Annotated in this window: 26 protein-coding genes; 3 read left to right on the top strand and 23 right to left on the bottom strand. The window is 67.0% G+C overall.

From position 1 onward, the window contains the following. Positions 1-29: 29 nt before the first annotated feature. The 4 genes from frr to rpsB all read right to left on the bottom strand — a co-directional run bounded on the left by frr (position 30) and on the right by rpsB (position 3357). A complete protein-coding gene (gene frr, locus ACFWUP_RS15905; RefSeq protein ID WP_101468579.1) occupies positions 30-587 on the bottom strand; it encodes a ribosome recycling factor in 558 nt (185 codons plus the stop codon). Positions 588-636: 49 nt separating this feature from the next. Next, complete coding sequence (gene pyrH, locus ACFWUP_RS15900; RefSeq protein ID WP_379234814.1) at positions 637-1365, bottom strand: UMP kinase; 729 nt, start codon at positions 1363-1365, stop codon at positions 637-639. A 168-nt stretch (positions 1366-1533) separates the two neighbouring features. Then, positions 1534-2358, bottom strand: a complete 825-nt coding sequence (gene tsf, locus ACFWUP_RS15895; protein WP_379234812.1) for a translation elongation factor Ts — start codon at positions 2356-2358, stop codon at positions 1534-1536. A 108-nt stretch (positions 2359-2466) separates the two neighbouring features. After that, complete coding sequence (gene rpsB, locus ACFWUP_RS15890) at positions 2467-3357, bottom strand: 30S ribosomal protein S2 (protein WP_379234810.1); 891 nt, start codon at positions 3355-3357, stop codon at positions 2467-2469. A gap of 1390 nt (positions 3358-4747) precedes the next feature. Here rpsB and ACFWUP_RS15885 point away from each other — a divergent pair. Then, a complete protein-coding gene (locus tag ACFWUP_RS15885; protein ID WP_379235000.1) occupies positions 4748-5329 on the top strand; it encodes a M23 family metallopeptidase in 582 nt (193 codons plus the stop codon). Positions 5330-5390: 61 nt separating this feature from the next. Then, positions 5391-5903 (top strand): DUF1990 family protein, encoded by a 513-nt coding sequence (locus tag ACFWUP_RS15880; protein ID WP_379234808.1) that lies wholly within the window; start codon positions 5391-5393, stop codon positions 5901-5903. Between the two features lie 12 nt (positions 5904-5915). Here the strand turns inward: ACFWUP_RS15880 and ACFWUP_RS15875 are convergent, their stop codons facing one another. The 14 genes from ACFWUP_RS15875 to ACFWUP_RS15810 all read right to left on the bottom strand — a co-directional run bounded on the left by ACFWUP_RS15875 (position 5916) and on the right by ACFWUP_RS15810 (position 18565). Beyond that, positions 5916-6257: a hypothetical protein gene (locus ACFWUP_RS15875; protein WP_379234806.1), complete on the bottom strand. Its 342-nt coding sequence runs from the start codon at positions 6255-6257 to the stop codon at positions 5916-5918. 139 nt (positions 6258-6396) lie between these two features. After that, the gene (locus tag ACFWUP_RS15870; RefSeq protein WP_379234804.1) at positions 6397-6696 is read right to left on the bottom strand and encodes a DUF202 domain-containing protein; all 300 of its coding nucleotides are present in this window, start codon (positions 6694-6696) and stop codon (positions 6397-6399) included. Next, entirely contained in the window at positions 6693-7058 is a 366-nt protein-coding gene (locus tag ACFWUP_RS15865) for a YidH family protein (protein ID WP_379234802.1), read from the bottom strand. Before ACFWUP_RS15865 ends, ACFWUP_RS15870 begins: the two co-directional genes overlap by 4 nt. 313 nt (positions 7059-7371) lie before the next feature. Beyond that, positions 7372-8295, bottom strand: coding sequence for a tyrosine recombinase XerC (locus ACFWUP_RS15860; RefSeq protein ID WP_379234800.1), 924 nt, complete (start codon positions 8293-8295; stop codon positions 7372-7374). A gap of 159 nt (positions 8296-8454) precedes the next feature. Next, the gene (dprA, locus tag ACFWUP_RS15855; RefSeq protein WP_379234798.1) at positions 8455-9636 is read right to left on the bottom strand and encodes a DNA-processing protein DprA; all 1182 of its coding nucleotides are present in this window, start codon (positions 9634-9636) and stop codon (positions 8455-8457) included. Further along, positions 9633-11141, bottom strand: coding sequence for a YifB family Mg chelatase-like AAA ATPase (locus tag ACFWUP_RS15850; RefSeq protein WP_379234796.1), 1509 nt, complete (start codon positions 11139-11141; stop codon positions 9633-9635). The genes dprA and ACFWUP_RS15850 overlap by 4 nt, the downstream gene beginning before the upstream one ends. Further along, entirely contained in the window at positions 11141-11497 is a 357-nt protein-coding gene (locus ACFWUP_RS15845) for a YraN family protein (RefSeq protein ID WP_379234794.1), read from the bottom strand. The genes ACFWUP_RS15850 and ACFWUP_RS15845 overlap by 1 nt, the downstream gene beginning before the upstream one ends. Before the next feature lie 91 nt (positions 11498-11588). Next, positions 11589-11894, bottom strand: a complete 306-nt coding sequence (locus ACFWUP_RS15840; protein ID WP_011210678.1) for a DUF2469 domain-containing protein — start codon at positions 11892-11894, stop codon at positions 11589-11591. Between the two features lie 46 nt (positions 11895-11940). Next, entirely contained in the window at positions 11941-12645 is a 705-nt protein-coding gene (locus tag ACFWUP_RS15835; RefSeq protein WP_379234792.1) for a ribonuclease HII, read from the bottom strand. 78 nt (positions 12646-12723) lie between these two features. Next, positions 12724-13488, bottom strand: coding sequence for a signal peptidase I (lepB, locus tag ACFWUP_RS15830; protein ID WP_379234790.1), 765 nt, complete (start codon positions 13486-13488; stop codon positions 12724-12726). Between the two features lie 86 nt (positions 13489-13574). Then, a complete protein-coding gene (gene rplS, locus ACFWUP_RS15825; RefSeq protein ID WP_062986944.1) occupies positions 13575-13916 on the bottom strand; it encodes a 50S ribosomal protein L19 in 342 nt (113 codons plus the stop codon). Positions 13917-14072: 156 nt separating this feature from the next. Next, entirely contained in the window at positions 14073-14972 is a 900-nt protein-coding gene (locus tag ACFWUP_RS15820) for a hypothetical protein (RefSeq protein ID WP_379234788.1), read from the bottom strand. Between the two features lie 24 nt (positions 14973-14996). After that, a complete protein-coding gene (locus tag ACFWUP_RS15815) occupies positions 14997-17372 on the bottom strand; it encodes a Tex family protein (RefSeq protein ID WP_379234786.1) in 2376 nt (791 codons plus the stop codon). A gap of 47 nt (positions 17373-17419) precedes the next feature. Beyond that, positions 17420-18565, bottom strand: a complete 1146-nt coding sequence (locus tag ACFWUP_RS15810; protein ID WP_379234784.1) for an alpha/beta hydrolase family protein — start codon at positions 18563-18565, stop codon at positions 17420-17422. Between the two features lie 493 nt (positions 18566-19058). Between ACFWUP_RS15810 and ACFWUP_RS15805 the strand changes: the two genes are divergently transcribed. Further along, complete coding sequence (locus ACFWUP_RS15805) at positions 19059-19427, top strand: VOC family protein (protein WP_379234782.1); 369 nt, start codon at positions 19059-19061, stop codon at positions 19425-19427. Here ACFWUP_RS15805 and trmD read toward each other — a convergent pair. The 5 genes from trmD to ACFWUP_RS15780 form a co-directional block, all read right to left on the bottom strand. Beyond that, complete coding sequence (gene trmD, locus ACFWUP_RS15800; protein WP_379234780.1) at positions 19424-20101, bottom strand: tRNA (guanosine(37)-N1)-methyltransferase TrmD; 678 nt, start codon at positions 20099-20101, stop codon at positions 19424-19426. The two genes, ACFWUP_RS15805 and trmD, sit on opposite strands and share 4 nt — an antisense overlap. A gap of 3 nt (positions 20102-20104) precedes the next feature. Further along, a complete protein-coding gene (gene rimM / locus ACFWUP_RS15795; RefSeq protein ID WP_379234778.1) occupies positions 20105-20629 on the bottom strand; it encodes a ribosome maturation factor RimM in 525 nt (174 codons plus the stop codon). Next, positions 20630-20872: an RNA-binding protein gene (locus tag ACFWUP_RS15790; RefSeq protein WP_056811833.1), complete on the bottom strand. Its 243-nt coding sequence runs from the start codon at positions 20870-20872 to the stop codon at positions 20630-20632. It lies immediately after the preceding gene. Continuing rightward, positions 20872-21309 carry a 30S ribosomal protein S16 gene (gene rpsP, locus ACFWUP_RS15785; RefSeq protein WP_379234776.1) on the bottom strand — a complete coding sequence of 146 codons (438 nt, stop codon included), beginning with the start codon at positions 21307-21309 and terminating at the stop codon, positions 20872-20874. The genes ACFWUP_RS15790 and rpsP overlap by 1 nt, the downstream gene beginning before the upstream one ends. A 203-nt stretch (positions 21310-21512) precedes the next feature. Further along, entirely contained in the window at positions 21513-22097 is a 585-nt protein-coding gene (locus tag ACFWUP_RS15780) for a Uma2 family endonuclease (protein ID WP_379234774.1), read from the bottom strand. Positions 22098-22228 lie beyond the last annotated feature (131 nt).

Here is a 22228-nt window from a genome sequence, read left to right as displayed (position 1 = left end):
GCAACGAGCGGGACTGGCGATATCCGCGCTCAGACCTCGAGCAGTTCGGCTTCCTTGTGCTTGACCAGCTCGTCGACCTGGGCCACGTACTTGGCGGTGGTCTTGTCGAGCTCCTTCTCGGCGCGCCCGACCTCGTCCTCGCCCGCTTCGCCATCTTTCTGGATGCGACCGAGTTCGTCCATCGCCTTGCGGCGGACGTTGCGAATCGAGACCTTGGCGTCCTCGCCCTTGCTCTTGGCCATCTTGACCATCTCGCGGCGACGTTCCTCGGTGAGCTGCGGCACCGAGATGCGCAGGATGTCGCCGTTGTTGGTCGGGTTCACGCCGAGGTCGGAGTTGCGGATGGCGTTCTCGATCAGGCCGAGCGAGCTCTGCTCGTAGGGCTTGATCACGACCATGCGCGGCTCGGGCACGGTGATGCTCGAGACCTGGGTGATCGGGGTGAGCGAGCCGTAGTACTCGATCAGCACGCGGGTGAACATGCCCGGGTTGGCGCGACCGGTGCGGATGCTGCCCAGGTCGTCCTTCGCCACCGTGACGGCCTTGTCCATCTTCTCTTCGGCATCGAAGAGCGCTTCATCAATCACGACCGAATCCTCCACAGCATCGTCATCGTCATCGTCCGCGAATGCGGGGTCACGACCGAACCAGGGTGCCGATGGGTTCACCGGCGACCGCACGGGCAATATTGCCCTTGATCAACAGATTGAACACCAGCATCGGCATCTGGTTGTCCATGCAGAGACTGAAAGCGGTGGCATCGGCCACCTTCAGGCCCTTTTCGATCACTTCCTTGTGGGTGATCTCGGTGAACATGCTCGCAGTGGGGTCGACGCGCGGGTCGGCGTCGAACACGCCGTCGACCGCCTTGGCCATCAACACCACCTCGGCGCCGATCTCCAGCGCGCGCTGGGCGGCGGTGGTGTCGGTGGAGAAGTAGGGCATACCCATGCCGGCACCGAAGATCACCACGCGCCCCTTCTCCAGGTGGCGCTTGGCGCGCAGCGGCAGGTAGGGCTCGGCGACCTGGCCCATCGTGATGGCGGTCTGCACGCGGGTGTCGATGCCCTGCTGCTGCAGGAAGTCTTGGAGGGCGAGGCTGTTCATCACGGTGCCCAGCATGCCCATGTAGTCCGACCGGGCTCGTTCCATGCCGCGTTCTTCGAGCTCGGCGCCGCGGAAGAAGTTGCCGCCGCCGATCACCACGGCCACCTGCACGCCGGTCTCGACGATCTCGGCGATCTGCTCGGCGACCGTCTGCACGACGTCGGGGTCGAGGCCGACACCGCCGCCACCGAACATCTCCCCACCCAGCTTGAGCAGCACCCGGTTGTATCCAGGGCGGTCGTTACCCGGGTCCGTCATGGGTGTCGGTCTCCTTCGGCGAGGTCGAGAGTGGGGCGAGCAGGCGGCATCCATCCTGCCCTATCAGGTTGCGGTCACCCAGAAGTGGGGTCACCTCGATCCATGAGGAAAGCCCCTCCAGCGCGGCATCACACCGCGCCGAAGAGGCTTTTCGTCATGTCAGGCGGATCAGGCCTGGCCGACCTCGAAACGAGCGAAACGCTTCACGTTCACGCCCGCCTCTTCCAGAAGCTTCTTGACAGTCTTCTTGGAGTCGGTGACGGCGGCCTGCTCGAGCAGGACGACGTCCTTGAAGAAGCCGTTGACGCGGCCTTCGGTGATCTTCGACAGCGCGGCTTCGGGCTTGCCCTCTTCGCGCGCGGTCTCCTCGGCGATACGACGCTCGGCGTCGACGACGTCGGCGGGCACCTCCTCGCGGGTCAGGTACTTGGCCTTGAGCGCGGCGACCTGCATGCCCGCGGCACGCGCGGCATCAGCAGCGGCGTCGCCGGTGCCCTCGTACTCCACCAGCACGCCCACGGCGGGCGGCAGATCCGAAGCACGCTTGTGCAGGTAGGTGGCAACCGGGCCGTCGAAGGACACGACGCGACGCAGTTCCAGCTTCTCGCCGATCTTGGCCGACAGCGCCTGAACGGCGTCGTCAACGGTGCCGTCGGTCAGCTTGAGCGCCTTGAGGGCGTCCAGGTCGGCCGGCTTGGCCGCGGCAGCCGCGGTCACGATCGCGTCGGCCAGCTGCTGGAACTCGGCGTTCTTGGCGACGAAGTCGGTCTCGCAGTTGATCTCGACCATGACGCCGTCCTTGGCGATGACCAGACCCTCGGCGGTCGCACGCTCGGCACGCTTGCCGACGTCCTTGGCGCCCTTGATGCGCAGCACCTCGACGGCCTTGTCGAAATCGCCGTCGGAATCGGCCAGCGCGTTCTTGCAGTCCATCATGCCGGAGCCGGTGAGCTCCCGGAGCCGCTTCACATCAGCAGCGGTGTAGTTCGCCATATGTGGCGACCCTCCTCGTGTGTGGGGTGCTTGGGTGTTAACACCACCTTGCCGACCGCTTCTGAATTCAGAAGGGCCGGCAAGGTGAACGTAAAGCTACCGGTCAGCTCAGAAGTCGGCCGGGGTGTGCTGCGCCGGGTCGGCCTTGACCTCGGCCTCGGCCTCAGCCGGGGTCTCGATCGGGGTCTCGGCGGCTTCGACAGCCTCGACGACCTCAGCGGCCGGGGTCGCCGAAGACAGGAGCTCCTGCTCCCACTCGGCCAGCGGCTCGCCTGCGCCGGCTTCGGGCTTCGCGTCGCCGGAAGCCTGGCCCGCGCGGGCCTGCACGCCCTCGGCCACCGCGGAAGCGACGACCTTGGTGAGCAGTGCGGCGGAACGGATCGCGTCGTCGTTACCCGGGATCGGGTAGTCGACCAGGTCGGGGTCGCAGTTGGTATCCAGGATCGCGATGACCGGGATGTTCAGCTTGCGCGCCTCGCCGACGGCGATGTGTTCCTTGTTGGTATCGACGATCCAGATGGCCGAGGGAACCTTGGCCATGTCACGGATACCACCGAGGGTGCGATCCAGCTTGGTCATCTCACGCGTGAGCATGAGGATTTCCTTCTTGGTGCGACCCTCGAAACCACCGGTCTGCTCCATCGCCTCGAGTTCTTTGAGGCGCTGCAGGCGCTTGTGCACGGTGGAGAAGTTGGTGAGCATGCCACCCAGCCAACGCTGGTTGACGTAGGGCATTCCGACGCGAAGCGCCTCGGAAGCGATCGACTCCTGGGCCTGCTTCTTGGTACCGACGAAGAGAACGGTGCCACCGTGGGCGACAGTCTCCTTGACGAACTCGTAGGCCTTGTCGATGAAGGTCAGCGTCTGCTGCAGGTCGATGATGTAGATGCCGTTGCGGTCGGTGAAGATGAACCGCTTCATCTTCGGGTTCCACCGACGAGTCTGGTGGCCGAAGTGTGCGCCGCTGTCGAGCAGCTGCTTCATAGTTACGACAGGCATAGCCTTCGTATCTCTCTTTCGTTGCCGGTTGTCGCGGTCGATCGGCGATCGACTGCCCTGGCGCCACCGAAACCGCCGGACCCGATTCGAAGAATCCGGGACCAGCCGACGATTTCCCTGTTCATCCGCTGGAGAACTCGCGCTGACATGCCCTCTCGGACCGTCTGCATTGCGAGCGACGACCGGGATGGACGAGCACGGGTGGCGCGCGAAGTCGGTCCGTGCTGTGCACACGCAATGGCTGCTGAGCACAAACCGCTTGTTCAGTCTACGCGGAGAGGGGCCAGGGCCGAAATCGCCCCTGTGCATCGACCGCCCATTTCGTGGATGAAGTAGGAGATATCCACATATGGGAAAGTTGTCCACAATCCCGAAATCGTTGTCCCACTGGGGTTGTGCGGCGCACAGAGTGGGGGCATGAACACGCTGACACGCACCCTGATCACCACGTTTCCGCTGCTCTGCGCGGCGGGAGTAGCTGCCGCACCGGCGGCCGCGCATCCGAATCCGGCCGATTCGGGGGCGCCTCCGGCGGTCGCTCGGCCCGCCGAGCCGGTGCCGAAATGCGCCGGCGGTGGGGTGGTGCTCGCTCACCCGCCGACGCGACGGAGCACCGATCCGAGTGTGCCACCGCAACGTGCGGCTGCCCCGGGCACGGTGCCGTCAGCGCCGCCGAACCCCCAAGACGGACCTCGCGCAACAGGCGATCAGGCCCCACCTACCGGTTCACGTGTCGCGATTTCTGTGCAGCTTTCGATCGGGTCGACGCAGGACGGCGCGAGGGAACCGTCGCCTGATCGCGCATCCGGTGTCGGTCCTGCGGGCTCTTGCGGCCGGACACCAGCCGTCGTGCCCGTGACGGTGCCGCGGCGTGAGCTCGTTCCCGCGCCCGTGCCGGTTCAGATCACGACCCATGACCTCGGTTCAGTACCCGGCCGACCTCAGGGCGTGGATCAGAGTGCGGGGGCTCGGTCGGAGATCGCGATCGTGGTGCGGGCCGGGGGCGGGACCGGGTCGGCGGCGGAGTTGCCCGCTGTCCTACGGGAGATGTTGCAGTCCGTGGCCGCTCAGCAACGCGTTCCTACGCCCCGACCCCACCGCTGAGGGCGCGATGTCCACCAGGTTCACGGCCGGTCGCCACGCGGTGAGTCGTTCTCCGCGCGCAACTCGCCCTCAGCCCGGCACCAGGCTGTGGCCGACACGCACCCACCAGCCCGACACCAGACCGTCGCCGGCATGCACCCAACGACCCGACCTACACCAGCTCGACGCCAGACCCTGGCCGACGCGCGTCGACCGGTCCGATCCGCGCTTGTCCCGACCATCACTGGAGCTGCCTTCCATAAATCAGGTGAGTCGCCCCGGGCCCGCAACCGTGGTGTGGCCGGGCATGCTCGATCGCGAGCAGTATTCGAGCAGGCCCTCGAGATCGCGGCGCGCGGTGCGCAGGGTGCGGGCGATTCTCGGTCGGGTGCTGGGTGTCGTGTGCTTGGTGGCGATCGTGCTCAGCGGGGCGGTGCCTGCCGACGCGGCGGAGTCGGGGGCGTTCGGTTGGCCGTTGCGGCCGCGGCCCGCGGTGGAACGCCGGTTCGACAAGCCGGAGCGGAATTGGTTGCCGGGGCATCGGGGCGTGGATCTGGCGGGCGTCGCCGGGCAGGCCGTGCTGGCGGCGGGCGGGGGCGTCGTGGTGTTCGCGGGGGAAGTGGCGGGCAAACCGGTGGTGTCCATCGATCATCCAGGCGGCTTGCGCACCACCTACGAACCGGTGGAGGCGAAGGTCGCGGTGGGAAACCGGGTAGGCAGGGGCACGCCGATCGGCAGGCTGGTAGCCGGACACGAGGGGTGTCCGGCCGCCGCCTGCCTGCACTGGGGCGCTCGCCGCGAAACCGGCGCCCACAATCGGCGCGAATACGTCGACCCGCTCGGACTCCTGCACGAGGTGCCGGTCCGCCTGAAACCACTAGAGGCATAACGTGACGAACCACTCCACCACCTCGGCCCTGAACCGACCGCCCAGAGACGACAATCGAGACGTGTCCAAGGAATCAGCGCCCTTCACCTACGCCGAGGTCGGTACCACCCGCACCACCATGCCCGCCGGCTACCACAAGTTCCGCAATCGTCGGCCACTCGGCCACGGCCGCGACCTGTTCGACCGCGTGGCTTCACACATCCTCGACTTCGGAATTCAGAAGGACGTCGGCACCTTCCGCGGCTCCGATACCGAAACAGCGCAGCCCGGAACCGAATTGACGGTCGCACTCCAGATCGGACCACTGACCTTCAACGCGCCCTGCCGCGTCGTCTACGTCCTCGACGAACCCGACCGGCGAGGCTTCGCATACGGCACGCTGCCCGGGCATCCCGAGGTCGGCGAGGAACTGTTCGCCGTCGAGTACGACCCGACCGACGACACCGTCTACGGCCTGATCACCGCGTTCTCCAAGCCGGGCACCTGGTACGTCCGGCTCGGCGGCCCCGTCGTCCGGTTGATCCAGCGCTGGTTCACCCACCGCTACCTGAACACCTTGCCCACCAACGACTGACGCCGGCGGCCGTCAGAGCAGTGCGGTCAGCGCGTCTGCCTCGGCGGTCAACCGATCACGGCGATCGGTTGCGCCCAGTCGGTCGTATTCGGTTGCCGCGACTCGTCTTTCGTCGATCTCATGACGAACGATCGCTTCGATCTCGACGTCGGTGAGGTCGCGGCGACTGACCTCCGCCGCACCGAGGCCGACCGGGCTGTCTTCCAACGCACCGGCTTTCACCTCACCGGCATCGACCGCCTCCGCGTTGTCGATCGACGCGAGGGCCGAGCGGATCGCCGAGACCGCGTCACGGTCGCGGGCCTTCATCGCGGGCTTCAGCGCGGAACGCAGCCGCTCACGCAGGGAGGTCACGACCACCACACTATTTCCGGTGGTGCGGGGCGTCGACCGAATTCGCGTTCGGTGGTAGACGCGCCACACATCCCGATCGTCTGTTGGACCACGACGCACGGGAGGAATCAGGACGGGTGATGCGGCGGCGTGCTCCGCGCTACCCGTTGAACAGCACACTGAGAACGGCGATGAACGCGAGGATCGCGACGGCGACGGTGGTGGTCGCGACAGGTCGGTCACTGATGCCCGCGTGGCCCCGGTCGAGCGCGTGACCGCGCAACCAGCCGACGCAGGCCAGCAGCAGGGCAACGGTGGCGGCGGCGAGTGGAAGCACCACTGTCCGCCGACTGTCGGTGGTTGCCTCGTGCACGAAGAGCAGCGCGCACACCGCCGCGGCGAGAGATGTGCGCCGCCAGGCCAGTGCGGTGCGCTCCATGGCCAGACTCGGCACGGTCACGACAACACCACCGCCAGACAGGCGAGTGCGGCGACCACCGCGACACCGACCGACAGGACGGGCACCAGGAGCGTGCCCGGCAGTGGTCCCCCGGCGCGCATCGCGTGGTTCACCCGGCGCCAGTGCCAGAAGGCGATAACGGCGACGACCAGCGACAGGACCACGCAGATCATCGAGATGGGTCCGGCGAATCCGGCCAGCCGGGTCGGCTGCACGAGGGTGTGCACCGCGACACCACCCGCGAGCAGACCGAGCGCGGTCCTGATCCACGCGAGGAACGTGCGTTCGTTGGCCAGGGTGAACCGATAGTCGACCTCCTCCTCGCCGTCCCCGGATTCGGCCCCGACCTCGGGCAACGTCACGACGACCACCTCCTGGTCCCATCATGCGCCAGATCGACCGATCCGCCCGTGACCGCCGTAAGCGCGGCGCCGCCGGTCCTATCTCCTCGGTCTCGACGGCACAGTCGCACAGTGCGGAAGGGGCGCACCGATCGATGTCACCGCGCCACGAGTCTCTCGCTCGCCGAGCTGCTCTCGGGCCCCCTTAGCCCGGCTACAGCCTCGTGCGAGGCGACCCGGCACCTGATCGTGCTGGTCGCGAATCATTCGAAGTCACGATGTACGCCCGGGTGAGCTCGGCGCGAACCCGACGAGCTGATGGCTCAGGCCGGGTTCACGCGCGGGGGTGGGCCTGGTCGTGGACTCGTTTGAGGCGTTCGACGGAGACGTGGGTGTAGAGCTGGGTGGTCGCCATGCTGGCGTGGCCGAGGAGTTCCTGGACGACGCGCAGATCGGCGCCGCCTTCGAGCAGGTGCGTGGCGGCGGTGTGGCGTAGGCCGTGGGGGCCCATGTCGGGGGCGCCGGGGATCGCGGCGATCACGTCGTGGACGACGGTGCGTGCTTGGCGCTGGTCGAGGCGGCGGCCGCGTTGGCCGAGGAGCAGAGCGCGGCCGGAGTGGCCGTTGACCAGGGACGGGCGACCCGCGCGCAACCAGGCGTCGAGGGCGGTGTCGGCGGGGCGGCCGAAGGGCACCGAGCGTTCTTTGTTGCCCTTGCCGAGCACGCGCACGAGGCGCCGCTCCCGGTCGATGTCGTCGATATCGAGACCGCACAGCTCGCTGACGCGGATTCCGGTGGCGTACAACAGCTCCACGATCAGCCGGTCCCGCAGCGCCATCGGATCCTGCTGTGCCGCCCCGGATTCCGCCGCATCCATGGCCTGCTCGGCTTGATTGCGCCCGAGCACCGCGGGCAGTACCCGATGCGCCTTCGGGGCCTGCAGGCGCAGACCCGGGTCGACCTCGAGTCGCCCGGTTTCGGTGAGCCACGCGGTGAAAGTCCTTGCCGCCGAGGCCCGTCGAGCCAGCGTCGTCCGCGCCACCCCCGCCGCCGCTAGCTCCGCCAACCACGACCGCAGCAGCGGCAGATCCAACTCCCGCACCGCCGAATCCGCCGACCGCGCATACAGATGTTCCAGCAACGACCGCACGTCCCCCAGATACGCCCGCACCGTATGCGCCGACCTGTTCCGCCCCAACCGCAGATGCCGCCCGAACTCGGTGAGCAACGCGGTCAGATCCTCGGGCAACACATCCATCCCCCAACCGTCACCCTTCCCCGTCCGCCACGCAAACCACCACGCCGTCGCCAACCCCGAACCCCAGCCGCGAACCTGCCCGAATCGTGCCGAGTAGCAGGAGGCCCGCTCTCGCCAGAACGCGGGACGTACCCACCTCGTCCGCTCGTCGGCAGCACCTCAACTCGCCCGACGACTCGACGTCCGAAACCATCCGTCGGAGTCGCAGCCGACCAGGTCGGCCAGTTCCAGACTCGGTAGGACCGCGCGGACGGTAGCCAGGTCCAGACCCGATTGTTGGGACAGTTCCCGAGGTAGACGGGAACCGATGACGGGTAAAGCCGCGTAGATTTCGGCTTCGGCGCCGCGCAGGTGGGCGGCCGGGTCGGTGGTTGTGCCCTCGGCGACGGGAAGTCGGAGGGGGCCTGCCTCGTCGATGATGTCCTCGGCGCGGGTAACCAGGAGTGCCTCGCCGTCTCTGATCATTCGGTGACAGCCTACGGACGAGGCCGACCCGACCGGTCCTGGCACAGCCATGGCCGGCCTGCCGAGCCTGCGTGCCCATTTCACGGTGTTGCGGGCACCACTGCGCAGACCCGCTTCGACGACCAGGACACCGTCACCGAGTGTCGCGATCAATCGGTTCCTGGCCAGGAACTGGTGTTTCTGGGCCGAGAGGCCCGGCGGATATTCGCTGACGACGAGACCACTCTCGGCGATGGCGGCCAGCAGTCTGTCGTGTTGCGCCGGATACGGGCGATCAACACCGCAGGCGAGGACCGCGACTGTCCGCCCACCGACGGCCAGTGCCGCCCGATGCGCCGCGGCATCGATACCGAAGGCGGCGCCGGAAACAATCGTCCAGCCCCGGCCGGACAGGTCGCAGGCGATCTCGCTCGCCACCTGCAGCCCGTATCCGCTGCTGCACCGCGAACCGACCACCGCGACAGCACGTTCGGACGCGGTATGCAGCGAGAGGGGACCGCGTGCCCACAGCACCAGCGGGACCGCCGCCTCACGATCGCGTTCGGTGTCGAGCTGGTCGAGTCCGAGCATCCGCCAGCCTGGCCATTCTTCGTCATCGGGTGTGATGACCCGCCCACCCAGCCGGTCGATGAATTCCAGATCCTTTGCCGCTGAGTCGATTTCACGCCGTGCGGCAGTGGGTCCGCGCAAGGCGGCAGGCAGCTCGTGCTCACGAACAGCACGGGCGGCCTCACACACCCCGACCGAGGCGATCAGTGCCGACAGCGGTGCGCACGGCCCCTGCACCACCCGCGACAGGTACACCCAGGCGAGCCGCCGTTCGTCCCGATCGCCGTCCAGATCCACCCCGGCGCCGACCGCGCGCACCCCGCTCATTGGGCACCTCGCTGCCGAAAGTTCAACGACGCCATCACGTCCTGCACGGTGGGCATCTCGCCCTCGCGCAGATCACAGACCGTCCAGGCGACCCGGATCGCCCGGTCGGCGCCACGAGCCGACATCCGCCCGAGCCGCAAGGCCGCCTCGATCGGCGCGATCGATTCCCTGGGCAACTTGAACCGCTTTCGCAGAATATGGCCCGGCACTTCGGCATTGGTCGCCCACCCGTCCCCGCTCCACCGCTGCGCGGCACGGGCGCGAGCGCCGGCGACGCGCGCCGCCACGGTGGCACTGTCCTCGACCTGCTCGTCGCCGAAGGTCGCACCGGCCTGACCGTGCATCTGAACCCAGATATCGATGCGATCGAGTAGCGGTCCCGACAGCTTTCCCAGGTAGCGGCGCCTCGCCAGTGGTGCGCAGATGCAGTCCACATCGCGGGCGGGCGCACACGGACAGGGATTGGCCGCCAGCACGAGTTGAAAACGGGCCGGATATCGGGCGACGCCGTCTCGCCGGGCGATGCGCACTTCGCCTTCCTCGAGCGGAGTCCGCAGTGCCTCCAGGACTTTGGTGCCGATCTCAGCGCATTCGTCGAGAAACAACACCCCGCGATGCGCCCGGCTCACCGCACCCGGCCGTGCCATCCCGGAACCGCCACCGATCATGGCGGTCACCGAGGTCGAATGATGCGGTGCGACAAAGGGAGCCAGCGTCAGCAACGGCTGTTCGGCCGAGAGCGACCCCGCCATCGAATGGATCGCGGTCACCTCCAGGGATTCCGCGTCCGACAGCGGCGGCAGCAGACCTGGAAGACGTTGCGCCAACATCGTTTTGCCGATCCCGGGCGGCCCGGTGAGCAACAGGTGATGTCCGCCCGCCGCGGCGACTTCCAGCGCCCACCGCGCCTCGTCCTGACCGACCACGTCGCTGAGGTCACCACACGGCGTCTGTGTCCCTGGCACGACACCGTCGGGTTCGACCAGCTTGCCTTCCCCGCGCAGCCACGCCACCACCGCCCGCAGACTCGTCGCCCCGAGGACCTCGATCCCCTCGACCAGCCCCGCTTCGGCGACAGCTTCGGCGGGCACAACCACGGTGGGAAGGCCGGCCGCGCGGGCCGCGATCACCGCGGGCAACACCCCACGCACCCGCCGCACCCGGCCGTCCAGGGCCAACTCCCCCAGCAGCACTGTTTTCACCAGCCGCTCGCCGGGTACCGCCCCGGAGGCATCGAGGACGGAAACAGCCAGCGCGAGGTCGTACACGCTGCCCACTTTCGGCAACGTGGCCGGCGAGAGAGCCAAGGTCACCCGGCCGTCCGGCCATTTCTCCCCCGTATTGGCCACCGCCGAACGCACCCGATTGCGTGATTCCTGCAGCGCGGTGTCGGGCAGGCCGACCAGATTCACCGAGGGCAGACCCTGACCGATATCGGCCTCGATCTCCACCAGTTGCCCGTCGACGCCGGTGACCGCCACCGACAACGCCCGTCCGAGTGCCATCAGAACGCCGCGGTCAGGTGGTCGATGACCGGCCCGCGACCCCGCGGGACCAGCACCGACACGACGTCGAAGCGAATCCGCCGCCACGGCCCGCCCTGCTCGGCCAGCCACAGCAGCGCGAGCCGACGGATCCGCTGTTGCTTGCTGAAGGTGACCGCCTCGGCGGGCGTGCCGAAACCCAATCCCGACCGCGTCTTCACTTCGACGAACACCGTGGTCGAGGGGTCCTGGACGATCAGATCCAGCTCACCGTATCGACACCGCCAATTGCGGGCGACGATCTCCATCCCGGTCTCGCAGAGATACTGCGCGGCCAGCTTCTCCCCGTATGCGCCGAGCGCCTGTTTGTGTGCCATGAGCGAAAGCATGGCCACACACCCACACCTGGCCGCTCCACGCGACCTGGGCAAACAGAAAACCTGTGGATAACTGTCGCCCTGTGGATAACTACTCCGGCAAGCGCAGGTCCGGCTTCTCCAGCTCCTCGATGTTCACGTCCTTGAACGTGATCACCCGCACGTGCTTGACGAAACGTGCCGGGCGGTACATGTCCCACACCCAGGCGTCGCTCATCCGCACTTCGAAATACACCTCGCCGTCGGCGTTCTGTGGCCGCAGTTCGACAGAATTGGCCAGGTAGAAGCGCCGTTCGGTCTCCACCACGTACGAGAACTGGCCGACGATGTCCTTGTACTCGCGGTACAACGACAGTTCCATCTCGGTTTCGTACTTCTCGAGGTCCTCAGCACTCATCGGGTGGGATGTCCTCCTGCTAGCAGCGCCGCGTTCATTGGTGTCATCATCGCGCATGCGCCGCACGGGAAGCCACTCGGCTACCTCCGGGCACTTCCAGCTCGCGCACATTCCGCCATGAACGGCGGTGTTCTGTGCTCGGTCCGAGCTGCCGAAGGGCCGCGGTGTGCTCGGGCGTGTTGTACCCCTTGTGCCCGGCGAATCCGTAGCCGGGCAGCTGCGCGTCGAGCTCGACCATCATCCGGTCCCTTGTCACTTTCGCCAGGATGCTCGCCGCGGCGATGCAGGCCGCGGTGCCGTCGCCGCCGATCACCGGCAGCGAGGGTGCGGGCAGGCCGGGGACCTTGAATCCGTCGGTCAGGATGTAGCCGGGGGTGCGTGCCAGGCCTGCGACGGCTCGGCGCATGCCCTCGATATTGGCGACGTGGATACCGATCGAGTCGATCTCCCAGGCGGGCACCACCACGACACTCCAGGCCAGCGACAACCGCTGAACCACCGGGAACAGCTCCTCACGGGCCGCCTCCGTGAGTTTCTTGGAGTCGTCGAGCCCGGCAAGCTTGTCGTAGGCCTTGGGCGCCAGCAGGCACGCGGCGACCACCAGCGGACCCGCACAGGGTCCGCGCCCCGCCTCGTCGACACCGGCCACCGGCGCGAGGCCACCGCGCACGAGCGCCGCCTCCAGCGTGCGTAGCCCACCGGCGCGGCGCATCACCATCCGCGGCGGCCAGCTGATCCGATCCTGCCCCACAGTTCGATTGTCCCGTCGCGTCAGTTCTCCTGGGCGTTCCGGGTGCGCACTCGACCCGAAACGCCCGTCCTCAACGTGTCAGTTCTCTTGCGCGTTCTGGGTCTTCACTGGACCCATTCGGTTCGGGGGCCAGATCTTGAAGACCGTCTTACCGCGGACGTTGTCCCCTGGCACCGTGCCCTGCAGATCGTCGCTGACGTGGGCGCGCGAATCGGCCGACTCGTTGCGGTTGTCGCCCATCACCCACAGGTTGCCCTCGGGCACCTTCACCGGACCGAACACCCGACCCGCCGGGTACACGGCGTTGGGACGATCGGTGTACCAGGGGTAATCCTTCTTGATGTACGGCTCGTCTAGCGGTTTGCCGTCCACCATCACGCGGCCCTGCGGATCGCAACACTGTACGGTCTGCCCGCCGACCGCGATGACGCGCTTGACCAGATCGTTCTCGTCCGGCGGAACCAGTCCGAAGTAGGACAGGAAGTTCTGGATTCCGCGCACCACGGAATTGTCGGAACGCACCGACTTGTAGTGCCCGTTCCACGACGGCGGTCCGACGAAGACCACCACATCGCCCGGCCCGGGTTCGGAGCCGTAGTAGCTGATCTTCTGGACGTAGATGCGATCACCGATCAGCAGCGTGTTCTCCATCGACTGCGAGGGGATCACATACGGTCTGCCGACGAAAGTCACCATCAGCGCGGCGATCACCGCCGCGATCACGACGAGGATCGGCAACTCCTGCCAGAACGGGCGCTGCTTCTTGTCGCCGCGCTTTTTTCTGCGCCGCCCACCGTCGTCACCCGAATCGGACACCGACACCGAACCACTTTCGTCTGCCACGCCGAACAGAGTAGCCCGGCACCCCGACGTGAGTCGGGTACCGGGCTACCTGAAGAAATCTGCTACTGCGAAGTGCTACTGCGAGATCAGCGCTTTTCCTTGATCTTGGCAGCCTTGCCGCGCAGGTCGCGCAGGTAGTACAGCTTGGCGCGACGCACGTCACCACGGGTCACGACATCGATGTGGTCGATGTTGGGGCTGTGCACGGGGAAGGTGCGCTCGACACCGACGCCGAAGGACACCTTGCGGACCGTGAAGGTCTCGCCGATGCCGCCGCCGTGGCGCCGGATCACGACGCCCTTGAAGACCTGGATGCGCTCCTTCGAGCCTTCGATGACCTTCACGTGCACGTTCAGGGTGTCGCCCGGACGGAAGTTCGGGACATCGCTACGCAGCGACTTCTCGTCGACGAAATCAAGGGTGTTCATTTTCCACCTTTTCGGATTCTTTGCGTGAACAGAGGAACCTGGCGGCACTGTCGCGCTCGACCGGTTCATGCTCAGAACAGGAGTGCTCTCGGACATGACTCGTCCAAGGCAACCGGTTCATTGTGCCAGACCGGGTTGCCGCGACTGAAATCGGCCTCACTCGTCGCCGTGCTGGTCGGGGTTGTCGGGTGCGGAGTCGGTCCGGCGGCGCGGCAGCAGATGCGGGTGCGGCAGCGGAGCGGGCGGCGCCGGAACGACGGTGCGTGCGAGCACCGCCTCGGCGGCGGTGCGTGCGTGTTCGACATCGGGTTTGCCGGCGATCAGGTCCTGGACGAAGATCTTCGCGCGGATGACCGGTCGACGATAGCGCCGCTCGCGGGCGATGGCGCGGTTCATGGTCTTGGGCCTGCCCCCGTAGCGCCAGCGCGCCCACGGCGCACCCGGCCTGCTCAATCGCACGGCCCCCACCAGCAGCAACGGGGTGAAGAACATGCCGAACAGCCCGGTCCAGATCTTGCCCTTGGCGATCACCACCGCGGCGAGCGCCAGGTTCACCACGACCGTGATCGCCACGGCTACCCGCACCCCGACGCCCGCCGATTCACGGAATTCGTCATAGTCGAGGAATGTCGCGGGCTGCACGCCGAGCAGCAGCAGACCCGTCACCGCGAGCGCGACGAATACCGCATCGACCGAAGTGCGTCCCTGTTCGGACCAGTACACGTCACGCAGGTAGAAGATCAGCGCGAACTCGTCGAGCACCAGCGCCGCACCGATCCCGAAGATGGCCGAGAGCACGCTGGAGGTGATCTGGGTGGCGTCCTCGGCGGTGGCTATCAGCCCGATGCCCGAGAGCAGGACCGTGATCACGCCGAACACCATGTGGTGGATGTGGGTGTCGCCCGCCTTCACATTGCCCGGCCACCACCGCACATTGGCCCGGATCATGCGCACACTGATCCGGATCACCACGAAGCCGAGGATGAACCCCAGCAGGAAGCAGAGCAGGGGCAGGCGGCCGTGCGCGATCACCTCGTCTTCGAGCCACCGTCGCATGCCGCCCGCCCTGTCGTCGAGTTCCTACTTGTTTCCGAAACCGGCCGCACGCAACGCGTCGGCCATCGAACCGGTCGGTGCGGCGGCCTGCTTGCGCTGGTTGCCACCGCCGTTGCCCTGACGTGCTTGGTTGCGAGCCGGGGAAGGACCGCGACCACCCTGCTGCCCACGACCCTGGCCGCGCGACGCACCGCCACCCCGATTGTCCCCCTGCGCGGGCTTGCCAGGCTCGTCGTCGAGCCGCAGGGTGAGCCCGATCCGCTGACGCGCGACATCGACCTCGAGGACCTTGACCTTCACCACGTCACCGGATTTCACCACTTCGCGCGGATCCTTGACGAAATTGTGCGACAGCGCGGACACGTGCACGAGACCGTCCTGGTGCACGCCGACGTCGACGAAGGCGCCGAACGCGGCCACATTCGTGACGACACCCTCTAGGACCATCCCCGGCTTCAGATCGGCGACCTTCTCGATGCCCGCGGCGAATTCGGCGGTCTTGAATTCCGGTCGCGGGTCGAGGCCGGGCTTCTCCAATTCGGCGATGATGTCGCTGACGGTGGGCACACCGAACTTCTCGTCGGTGAAGTCGACGGGCTTCAGCGCGCGCAAGGTGCTGGTGTTGCCGATGACCTCGGCCATCTCGCGGCCGGTGTGCTCGAGGATGCGGCGCACCACCGGATAGGCCTCGGGGTGCACGGCGGAAGTGTCGAGGGGGTCGATACCGCCGCGGATGCGCAGGAAGCCCGCGCACTGTTCGAAAGCCTTGGGGCCCAAGCGCGGAACCTCGAGCAGCGCCTTGCGGCTGTTGAAAGGCCCGTTCTGATCACGGTGGGCCACAATGCTTTCCGCCACCGACGCCGACACACCCGACACCCGCGACAGCAGCGGCACCGAGGCGGTGTTCACATCGACACCGACCGCGTTCACCGCGTCTTCGACGACCGCGCCCAGCGAACGCGCCAGCAGCGTCTCGGACACGTCGTGCTGGTACTGGCCGACCCCGATCGACTTGGGATCGATCTTCACCAGCTCGGCGAGCGGGTCCTGCAGACGCCGGGCGATGGAGACCGCGCCACGCAGCGACACGTCCATGTCGGGCAGTTCGGCGGAGGCGTACGCCGAGGCGGAGTACACCGAGGCGCCCGCCTCCGACACCACGATCTTGGTCGGCTTGTTCTCCGGGATCCGCGAGATCAGCTCCACCGCAAGGGCATCGGTCTCACGCGAGGCGGTGCCGTTGCCGATGGCGATGAGCTCCACGTTGAAGCGGGCGACGAGTGCGGCCAGCACGGCGAGAGACTTCTCGGTCTGCCCCTGTGGCTTGTGCGGGTAGATGACCTCGGTCGCGACGGCCTTACCGGTGGCATCGACGACGGCCACCTTCACGCCGGTGCGGTAGCCGGGGTCAAGGCCCATGGTGGTGCGGGTGCCCGCGGGCGCGGCGAGCAGCAGGTCGCGCAGGTTGGCGGCGAACACGTCGACCGCGTCCTTCTCCGCGGCCTGACGCAACCGCATCCTGGTGTCGATCCCCAGGCTCACCGCCAGCTTGGTGCGCCAGGCCCAGCGGACGGTGTCGAGCAGCCAGGAGTCAGCCTTACGGCCCTTGTCGGCGATGCCGAACGCGACCGCGATCCGGCCCTCGTAGATCGTGCGCTCGCCGGGCGCGGGCTCCTCGGTGTCGGCCTCGAGATGCAGCGTGAGCACCTCTTCCTTCTCCCCGCGCAGCAGCGCCAGGATCCGGTGCGAGGGCAGTTTGTGGAAGGGCTCGCTGAACTCGAAGTAGTCGGAGAACTTGGCCCCGGCCTCCTCCTTGCCCGCGCGCACCGTCGAGATGACCTGGCCGCGGTTCCACATCAGCTCGCGCAGCTCGCCGACCAGGTCGGCGTCTTCGGCGAAGCGTTCGACGAGGATCGAGCGGGCACCGTCGAGCTGTTCGGCGGTGTAGCCGGCCGGATCGGTGTTCGGGTCGCCGATCAGCGCGTCGGCCACCGGCTCGTGTCCGGCTTCGCGCGCGATCTGTGCCTTGGTGCGGCGCTTGGGCTTGTACGGCAGGTAGATGTCTTCCAGGCGCGCCTTGGTCTCGGCGAGCATGAGCTGCGAGTGCAGGGCGGGATCGAGTTTGCCCTGGCCGCGGATGGATTCGATGATCGCGCCGCGGCGCTCGTCGAGCTCACGCAGGTAGCCGAGGCGTTCCTCGAGCTGACGCAACTGGGCATCGTCGAGTCCGTCGGTGACCTCCTTGCGGTAGCGCGCGATGAACGGCACCGTCGAACCGCCATCGAGCAGTTCGACGGCGGCGCGGACCTGGGTCTCGCGCACCCCCAGTTCATCGGCGATCCGCCTGCCTACGCTGGCGATGGTGGTCGTGCTGTCGGCGATCTCAGGCGCTGTCGTCACAGCCGCAGAGACTACAGCTCCGCACCGACAGTCCGCTGGCACCCAGGTCAGCGGATCGTCGTCACCTCGGGTTCGGTGATCGGCCGATCCAACACCGTGTCGGTGTTTCCGCGCAGGAACTTGTCGAACATCGCCGCCACATAGCCCCGCACGAGCGCCGCGATGCGGTCCGGGTCGATGGTGCCGATGTAGGTCGACGCGGCGGGCCGGGCGACGGCAGGTACCAGCGACGGCATGTCGGTGAAGTCGTAATGCGCCGAATTCGCAATGGCCAGATGGCGTTTCCACCCCGTGGCCCGCTGCCAGAACGCATCGAAGGACGGATTGCCGTCACCGACTTCCTCGATCTGGCTGCTGGTCAAGACCAGTGTCGGCCGGTCGACGCCCTCGGTCACCGCCCGACCGAAGGCCTCGTCCACCCCGATCTGCCCGTCCATGTCGACGGCGGCGTCGATGCGACGATCCTCGTGCATCGCTTCGACGGCGGCGTACCCGCCGGACGAGTGCCCGACGGCACCGACTCGGTCCATGTCGAGTACCCGGCCCAGATCGGCAGGCAGGGCATCGGATTCGGCATCCGGGTTCGTCCCGGCAGCCAACCCGGTGAGCGAATCGAGCACGAAGCGGAAGTCGAGCAGCCGTGCGGCGATGTACTTTTCGCGGATGGCGGTGTCGAAGCCGTTCGGCGCCGCGGCGGGTCGCACGATCCGTCCGCCGGGGAACTCCACGGCCGGGCCCGACTCATAGGTGTGGTCGATCGTCACCACCACGTAGCCGCGCGAGGCCAGGTCTTCGGCGAGCCCGGTGCCGAGAATCCGCGAGACACCGGCGCCAGGTGTGTACAGCACGACCGGATAGGCGCTCGAGGCACGCGCGGGCGCTTCCCGGTGAGCGTGCGTCAGTGCGCCGGGCAGCTCGACACCAAGAGTCTTCTCCAGCCCGGGGATCAGTTCTGTCGACACGTAATGCGAACGCGGATAACGGTTCACGTCCGCCGCCGGATAGAAAACCGACACCATCAGTTCCCTCGAACGGTCCGGCTGGAACGGATCCGGCCGCTCAGCGTCGACCAGATGCAACGTCGTCGTGCCCACCGGCAGGGCGCCACTCTGACTCGGCAGCACGCCGACACCACCGGGACCGGCCTCCGCGACCCCCGAAGTCGCTGCCAACGCGCAGACCGACACAGCCATAACCACCGCCAGACGGAACACCGTCTCCCCCATCACTGTTCGCAACCGGACTGCAAACCGCCCGCCTGTCGCGAACACGCTAGCAAACTGCTCCAGCCCCTGTGATAGATCGAATCATGGCCTGCCCCAGGCACTCAGCCTGGTTGCGCCACCGATCCGATGTCCCAATTGTGCGATTCGTCACTTTCGACGGCTCGGCCGAGGCAGCGCAGCATCCAGCCCGCCTGCTTGCGATGCCACCTCCCGGCAGCGCAACCGAGTCAACGACGAAAGCGCCGAATCATCCAGTGGGACAACGGCTACGCAGGCAGATCGGCGCGCTCATCGTTCCCGCCCGCACCCGACCGGGCAGTCATCCCGACCAGAACCCGTTCCGGATGGAACCAGAAGTCCTCATTATGGACGTTCGCACAACGAATGACCCCTATGGATACCCAAATGTCTTTGGCACAAAACAATCTCGGGGCGCATCCGGCCCGGTACCGTCGGTCCGATGACGGAGCCTTTTCAACTGGCCGGCCTCTCACTGGACTGTGACGACCCCGAGTCGCTAGCCCGCTTCTACCTCGGGCTACTCGGTGGCCGTGTCCTGTGGAACGACGCGCACAGCGTCGGGATCCGTATCCCGTCGGGGCTCACGGTCGCCGCACAGCGCGTCGAGGACTATTCGACGCCGCAGTGGCCCGGCACGGCCGCGGTACATCTGGACCTCGCCGCCGACGCCGACCTGGATCTGTGCGAACAGCACGCGCTCGCGATCGGCGCGAAACCCGCACCGGTACAACCGGATCCGCGCTGGCGAGTGCTACTCGACCCCGCCGGGCATCCGTTCTGTATCACCACCCGGGTGATCCAGGGCTAGGGCAACAGATCGGGACGACGCTGCGCCGTCCGTTCCAATGACTGTTCGTGGCGCCACGCGGCGACTTTGGCGTGATCGCCCGAGAGCAGAATCGGGGGCACCTCGAGGCCACGCCACGACACCGGCCGGGTGTAGCTGGGGCCCTCGAGGAGTCCGTCGGAGAACGAATCCTCCTGGTGGGACTGCTGATTGCCGAGCACACCGGGGATCAGGCGCACCACGGCTTCGGTCATCACCAGCACCGCGGCCTCGCCTCCGATGAGCACATAGTCGCCGATGCTCACTTCTTCGACGCGCACGCGGCGGGCGGCGTCGTCGAACACGCGCTGGTCGATGCCCTCATAGCGTCCGCAGGCGAAGACGAGGTGCTTCTCGGTGGCCCAGCGTTGCGCGGTGGCCTGGGTGAACGGCACACCGGCCGGAGTGGGGACAACGAGTAGCGCGTCGTCCGGGCACACCTCATCGAGGGCGTCGCCCCAGACGGTGGGCTTCATGACCATGCCGGGACCACCGCCGTAGGGCGAATCGTCGACCGATTTGTGCACGTCGTGCGTCCAATTGCGCAAGTCGTGCACACCGATCGAGATCAGGCCCTTGTCGACGGCCTTGCCGAGCAGCGCGGTGCGCAGCGGCTCGAGATACTCCGGGAAGATCGTGACGACGTCGAGTTGCACGAATTACTCCGGATCGAGCAGGCCCTCGGGCGGGGTGATGACCACCAGTCCATCGGCGAGCGAAACCGTCGGCACGATGGCGGTGACAAAGGGAATGAGAATTTCGCGACCGTCGTCGGCGGCGCGCACCGACAGCAGTTCGCCCGCGGCCGAATGCAGCACCTCGGTGACCGTGCCGACGAGCGTGCCGTCGGTGAACTCGACGCGAAGGCCTTCGAGTTCGTGGTCGTAGAAGGCGTCGTCGTCCTGCGACGGCGGCAGCGAATCGCTGTCGACGATGAACAGCATGCCGCGCAGGGTGTCGGCCACGGTCTTGTCGTCGATACCGTCGACGGCGACCAGAAGCCGGCCCGAGTGTTCCCGGACCGACTTCACGGTGTAGTCGGTGATCGCCGAACTGCGCGGCATTCTGCCGTGCAGCACAACGCCCGGCGCGAACCGGACGTCCGGCTCGTCGGTGCGCACATCGACGACGAGTTCGCCGCGCACGCCGTGCGACTTGGCGACCCGACCTACGACGAGTTCCATCTAGGCGTCGGTATCGACCACGTCGACCCGGATCCCACGGCCGCCGATGCCGGCGACCAGGGTGCGCAGCGCGGTCGCGGTACGACCACCGCGCCCGATCACCTTGCCCAGGTCCTCAGGATGGACGTGCACCTCGACGGTGCGCCCACGACGTCCGGTGAGCAGCTCGACACGGACGTCGTCAGGGTTGGCGACGATGCCGCGAACCAGATGTTCGACGGCATCGGCAACAACAGCAGTCATTACTCGGCAGCCTCGGTGACGGCTTCCTCAGCGGCAGCCTCGTCCTTCTTGGCGGCCTTCTTCTTCGGGGTGACGGCCTCGGTGGTGGGCGCGTTGTCGGCGGCGGCGAGCGCGGCGTTGAACAGGTCCAGCTTGGAGGTCTTCGGGGCCTTCACCTTCAGGGTGCCCTCGGTGCCCGGCAGGCCCTTGAACTTCTGCCAGTCGCCGGTGATCTCCAGCAGACGCTGCACCGACTCGGTGGGCTGCGCGCCGACCGAGAGCCAGTACGCGACGCGCTCGGCGTCGATCTGGATCAGCGACGGCTCTTCCTTCGGGTGGTACAGGCCGATGGACTCGATCGCCCGGCCGTCACGACGCGAACGCGAGTCGGCGACGACGACGCGGTACTGCGGGTTACGGATCTTGCCGAGGCGAGTGAGCCGGATCTTGACAGACATGCTGTTCAGTCTTCTTTCAGTAGTTTGGTCACCACGCGATTCAGCGACCTACATGGTCTGCAGGTCCGGTTTCGCGCATGTGTGCGTGACCGCCGCGCGGTACGTAACCGGAGACGGGCTGACACTGTCCAGGAAGGACGAGGCTTCATTCTGCCAGACGACCCGCTGCGGCCGGAAATCGCCTCCGCCGGTCGCGCGCTATCTCACCGCAACTGCGAGGTGTCGACCACCACCGGCACCGGGCCGGGTGCCTTCACCGTCTCACCATCGGTAGCGAATACTTCCTGGCGGTAGCCGGACTCGCCCAGCGTGTAGCCCCAGAATCGTGCGGGCTTGCCAGCGGGGAGCTCAACGATCCACAAATACGGAACCCGCGCCGAGGCATAGGCCGCGATTTTTGTGTCTCGTTCCTCACGACTGTTGCCGGGTGACCAGACTTCCACAGCCAACACCAGGTCATCTGCGGCGAAGTTGACGCGGTCAGGCGGAACACTGACCACAGCGACGTCCGGGATTATGCCAATCCGAAACGGAGTACTGATCCGGACGCCAACAGCGGGAAGCGCCGTGAGGTCGGAGCGATCGGCAGCACGAACAGCGGCCCGTAGAACCACGAACAACTCACCTGCGGCGTACTGATGTGGACCACCCGGCGGCGGCGTCATGTGCAGGTACCCCCAGATGAGTTCGAGTCGAGATCCATCGACCGGCTGCTCTTCGGCAAGCCAGTCTTCCACAGTCTTGGGGCCCAACGGATGGATCATCGAAACCTCGGCGCTCATGGTCATCTCCAGCCAACCTCCCCGCCTACCCGCGATGGACCGCTCGACTAAGACCCAGGTCAATAGTTGCTTGACTCCGCACAACGGGTCGAGTCAAGTGTACCGATTTCCGGGAAACCATTTACGGTAACCCTAGT

Origin of the sequence: Nocardia sp. NPDC058658 (assembly GCF_042716665.1) — a bacterium.
GTDB lineage: Bacteria > Actinomycetota > Actinomycetes > Mycobacteriales > Mycobacteriaceae > Nocardia.
The sequence above is the reverse complement of the archived record's forward strand: the minus strand, read 5'-3'. Positions and strand labels throughout refer to the sequence as shown.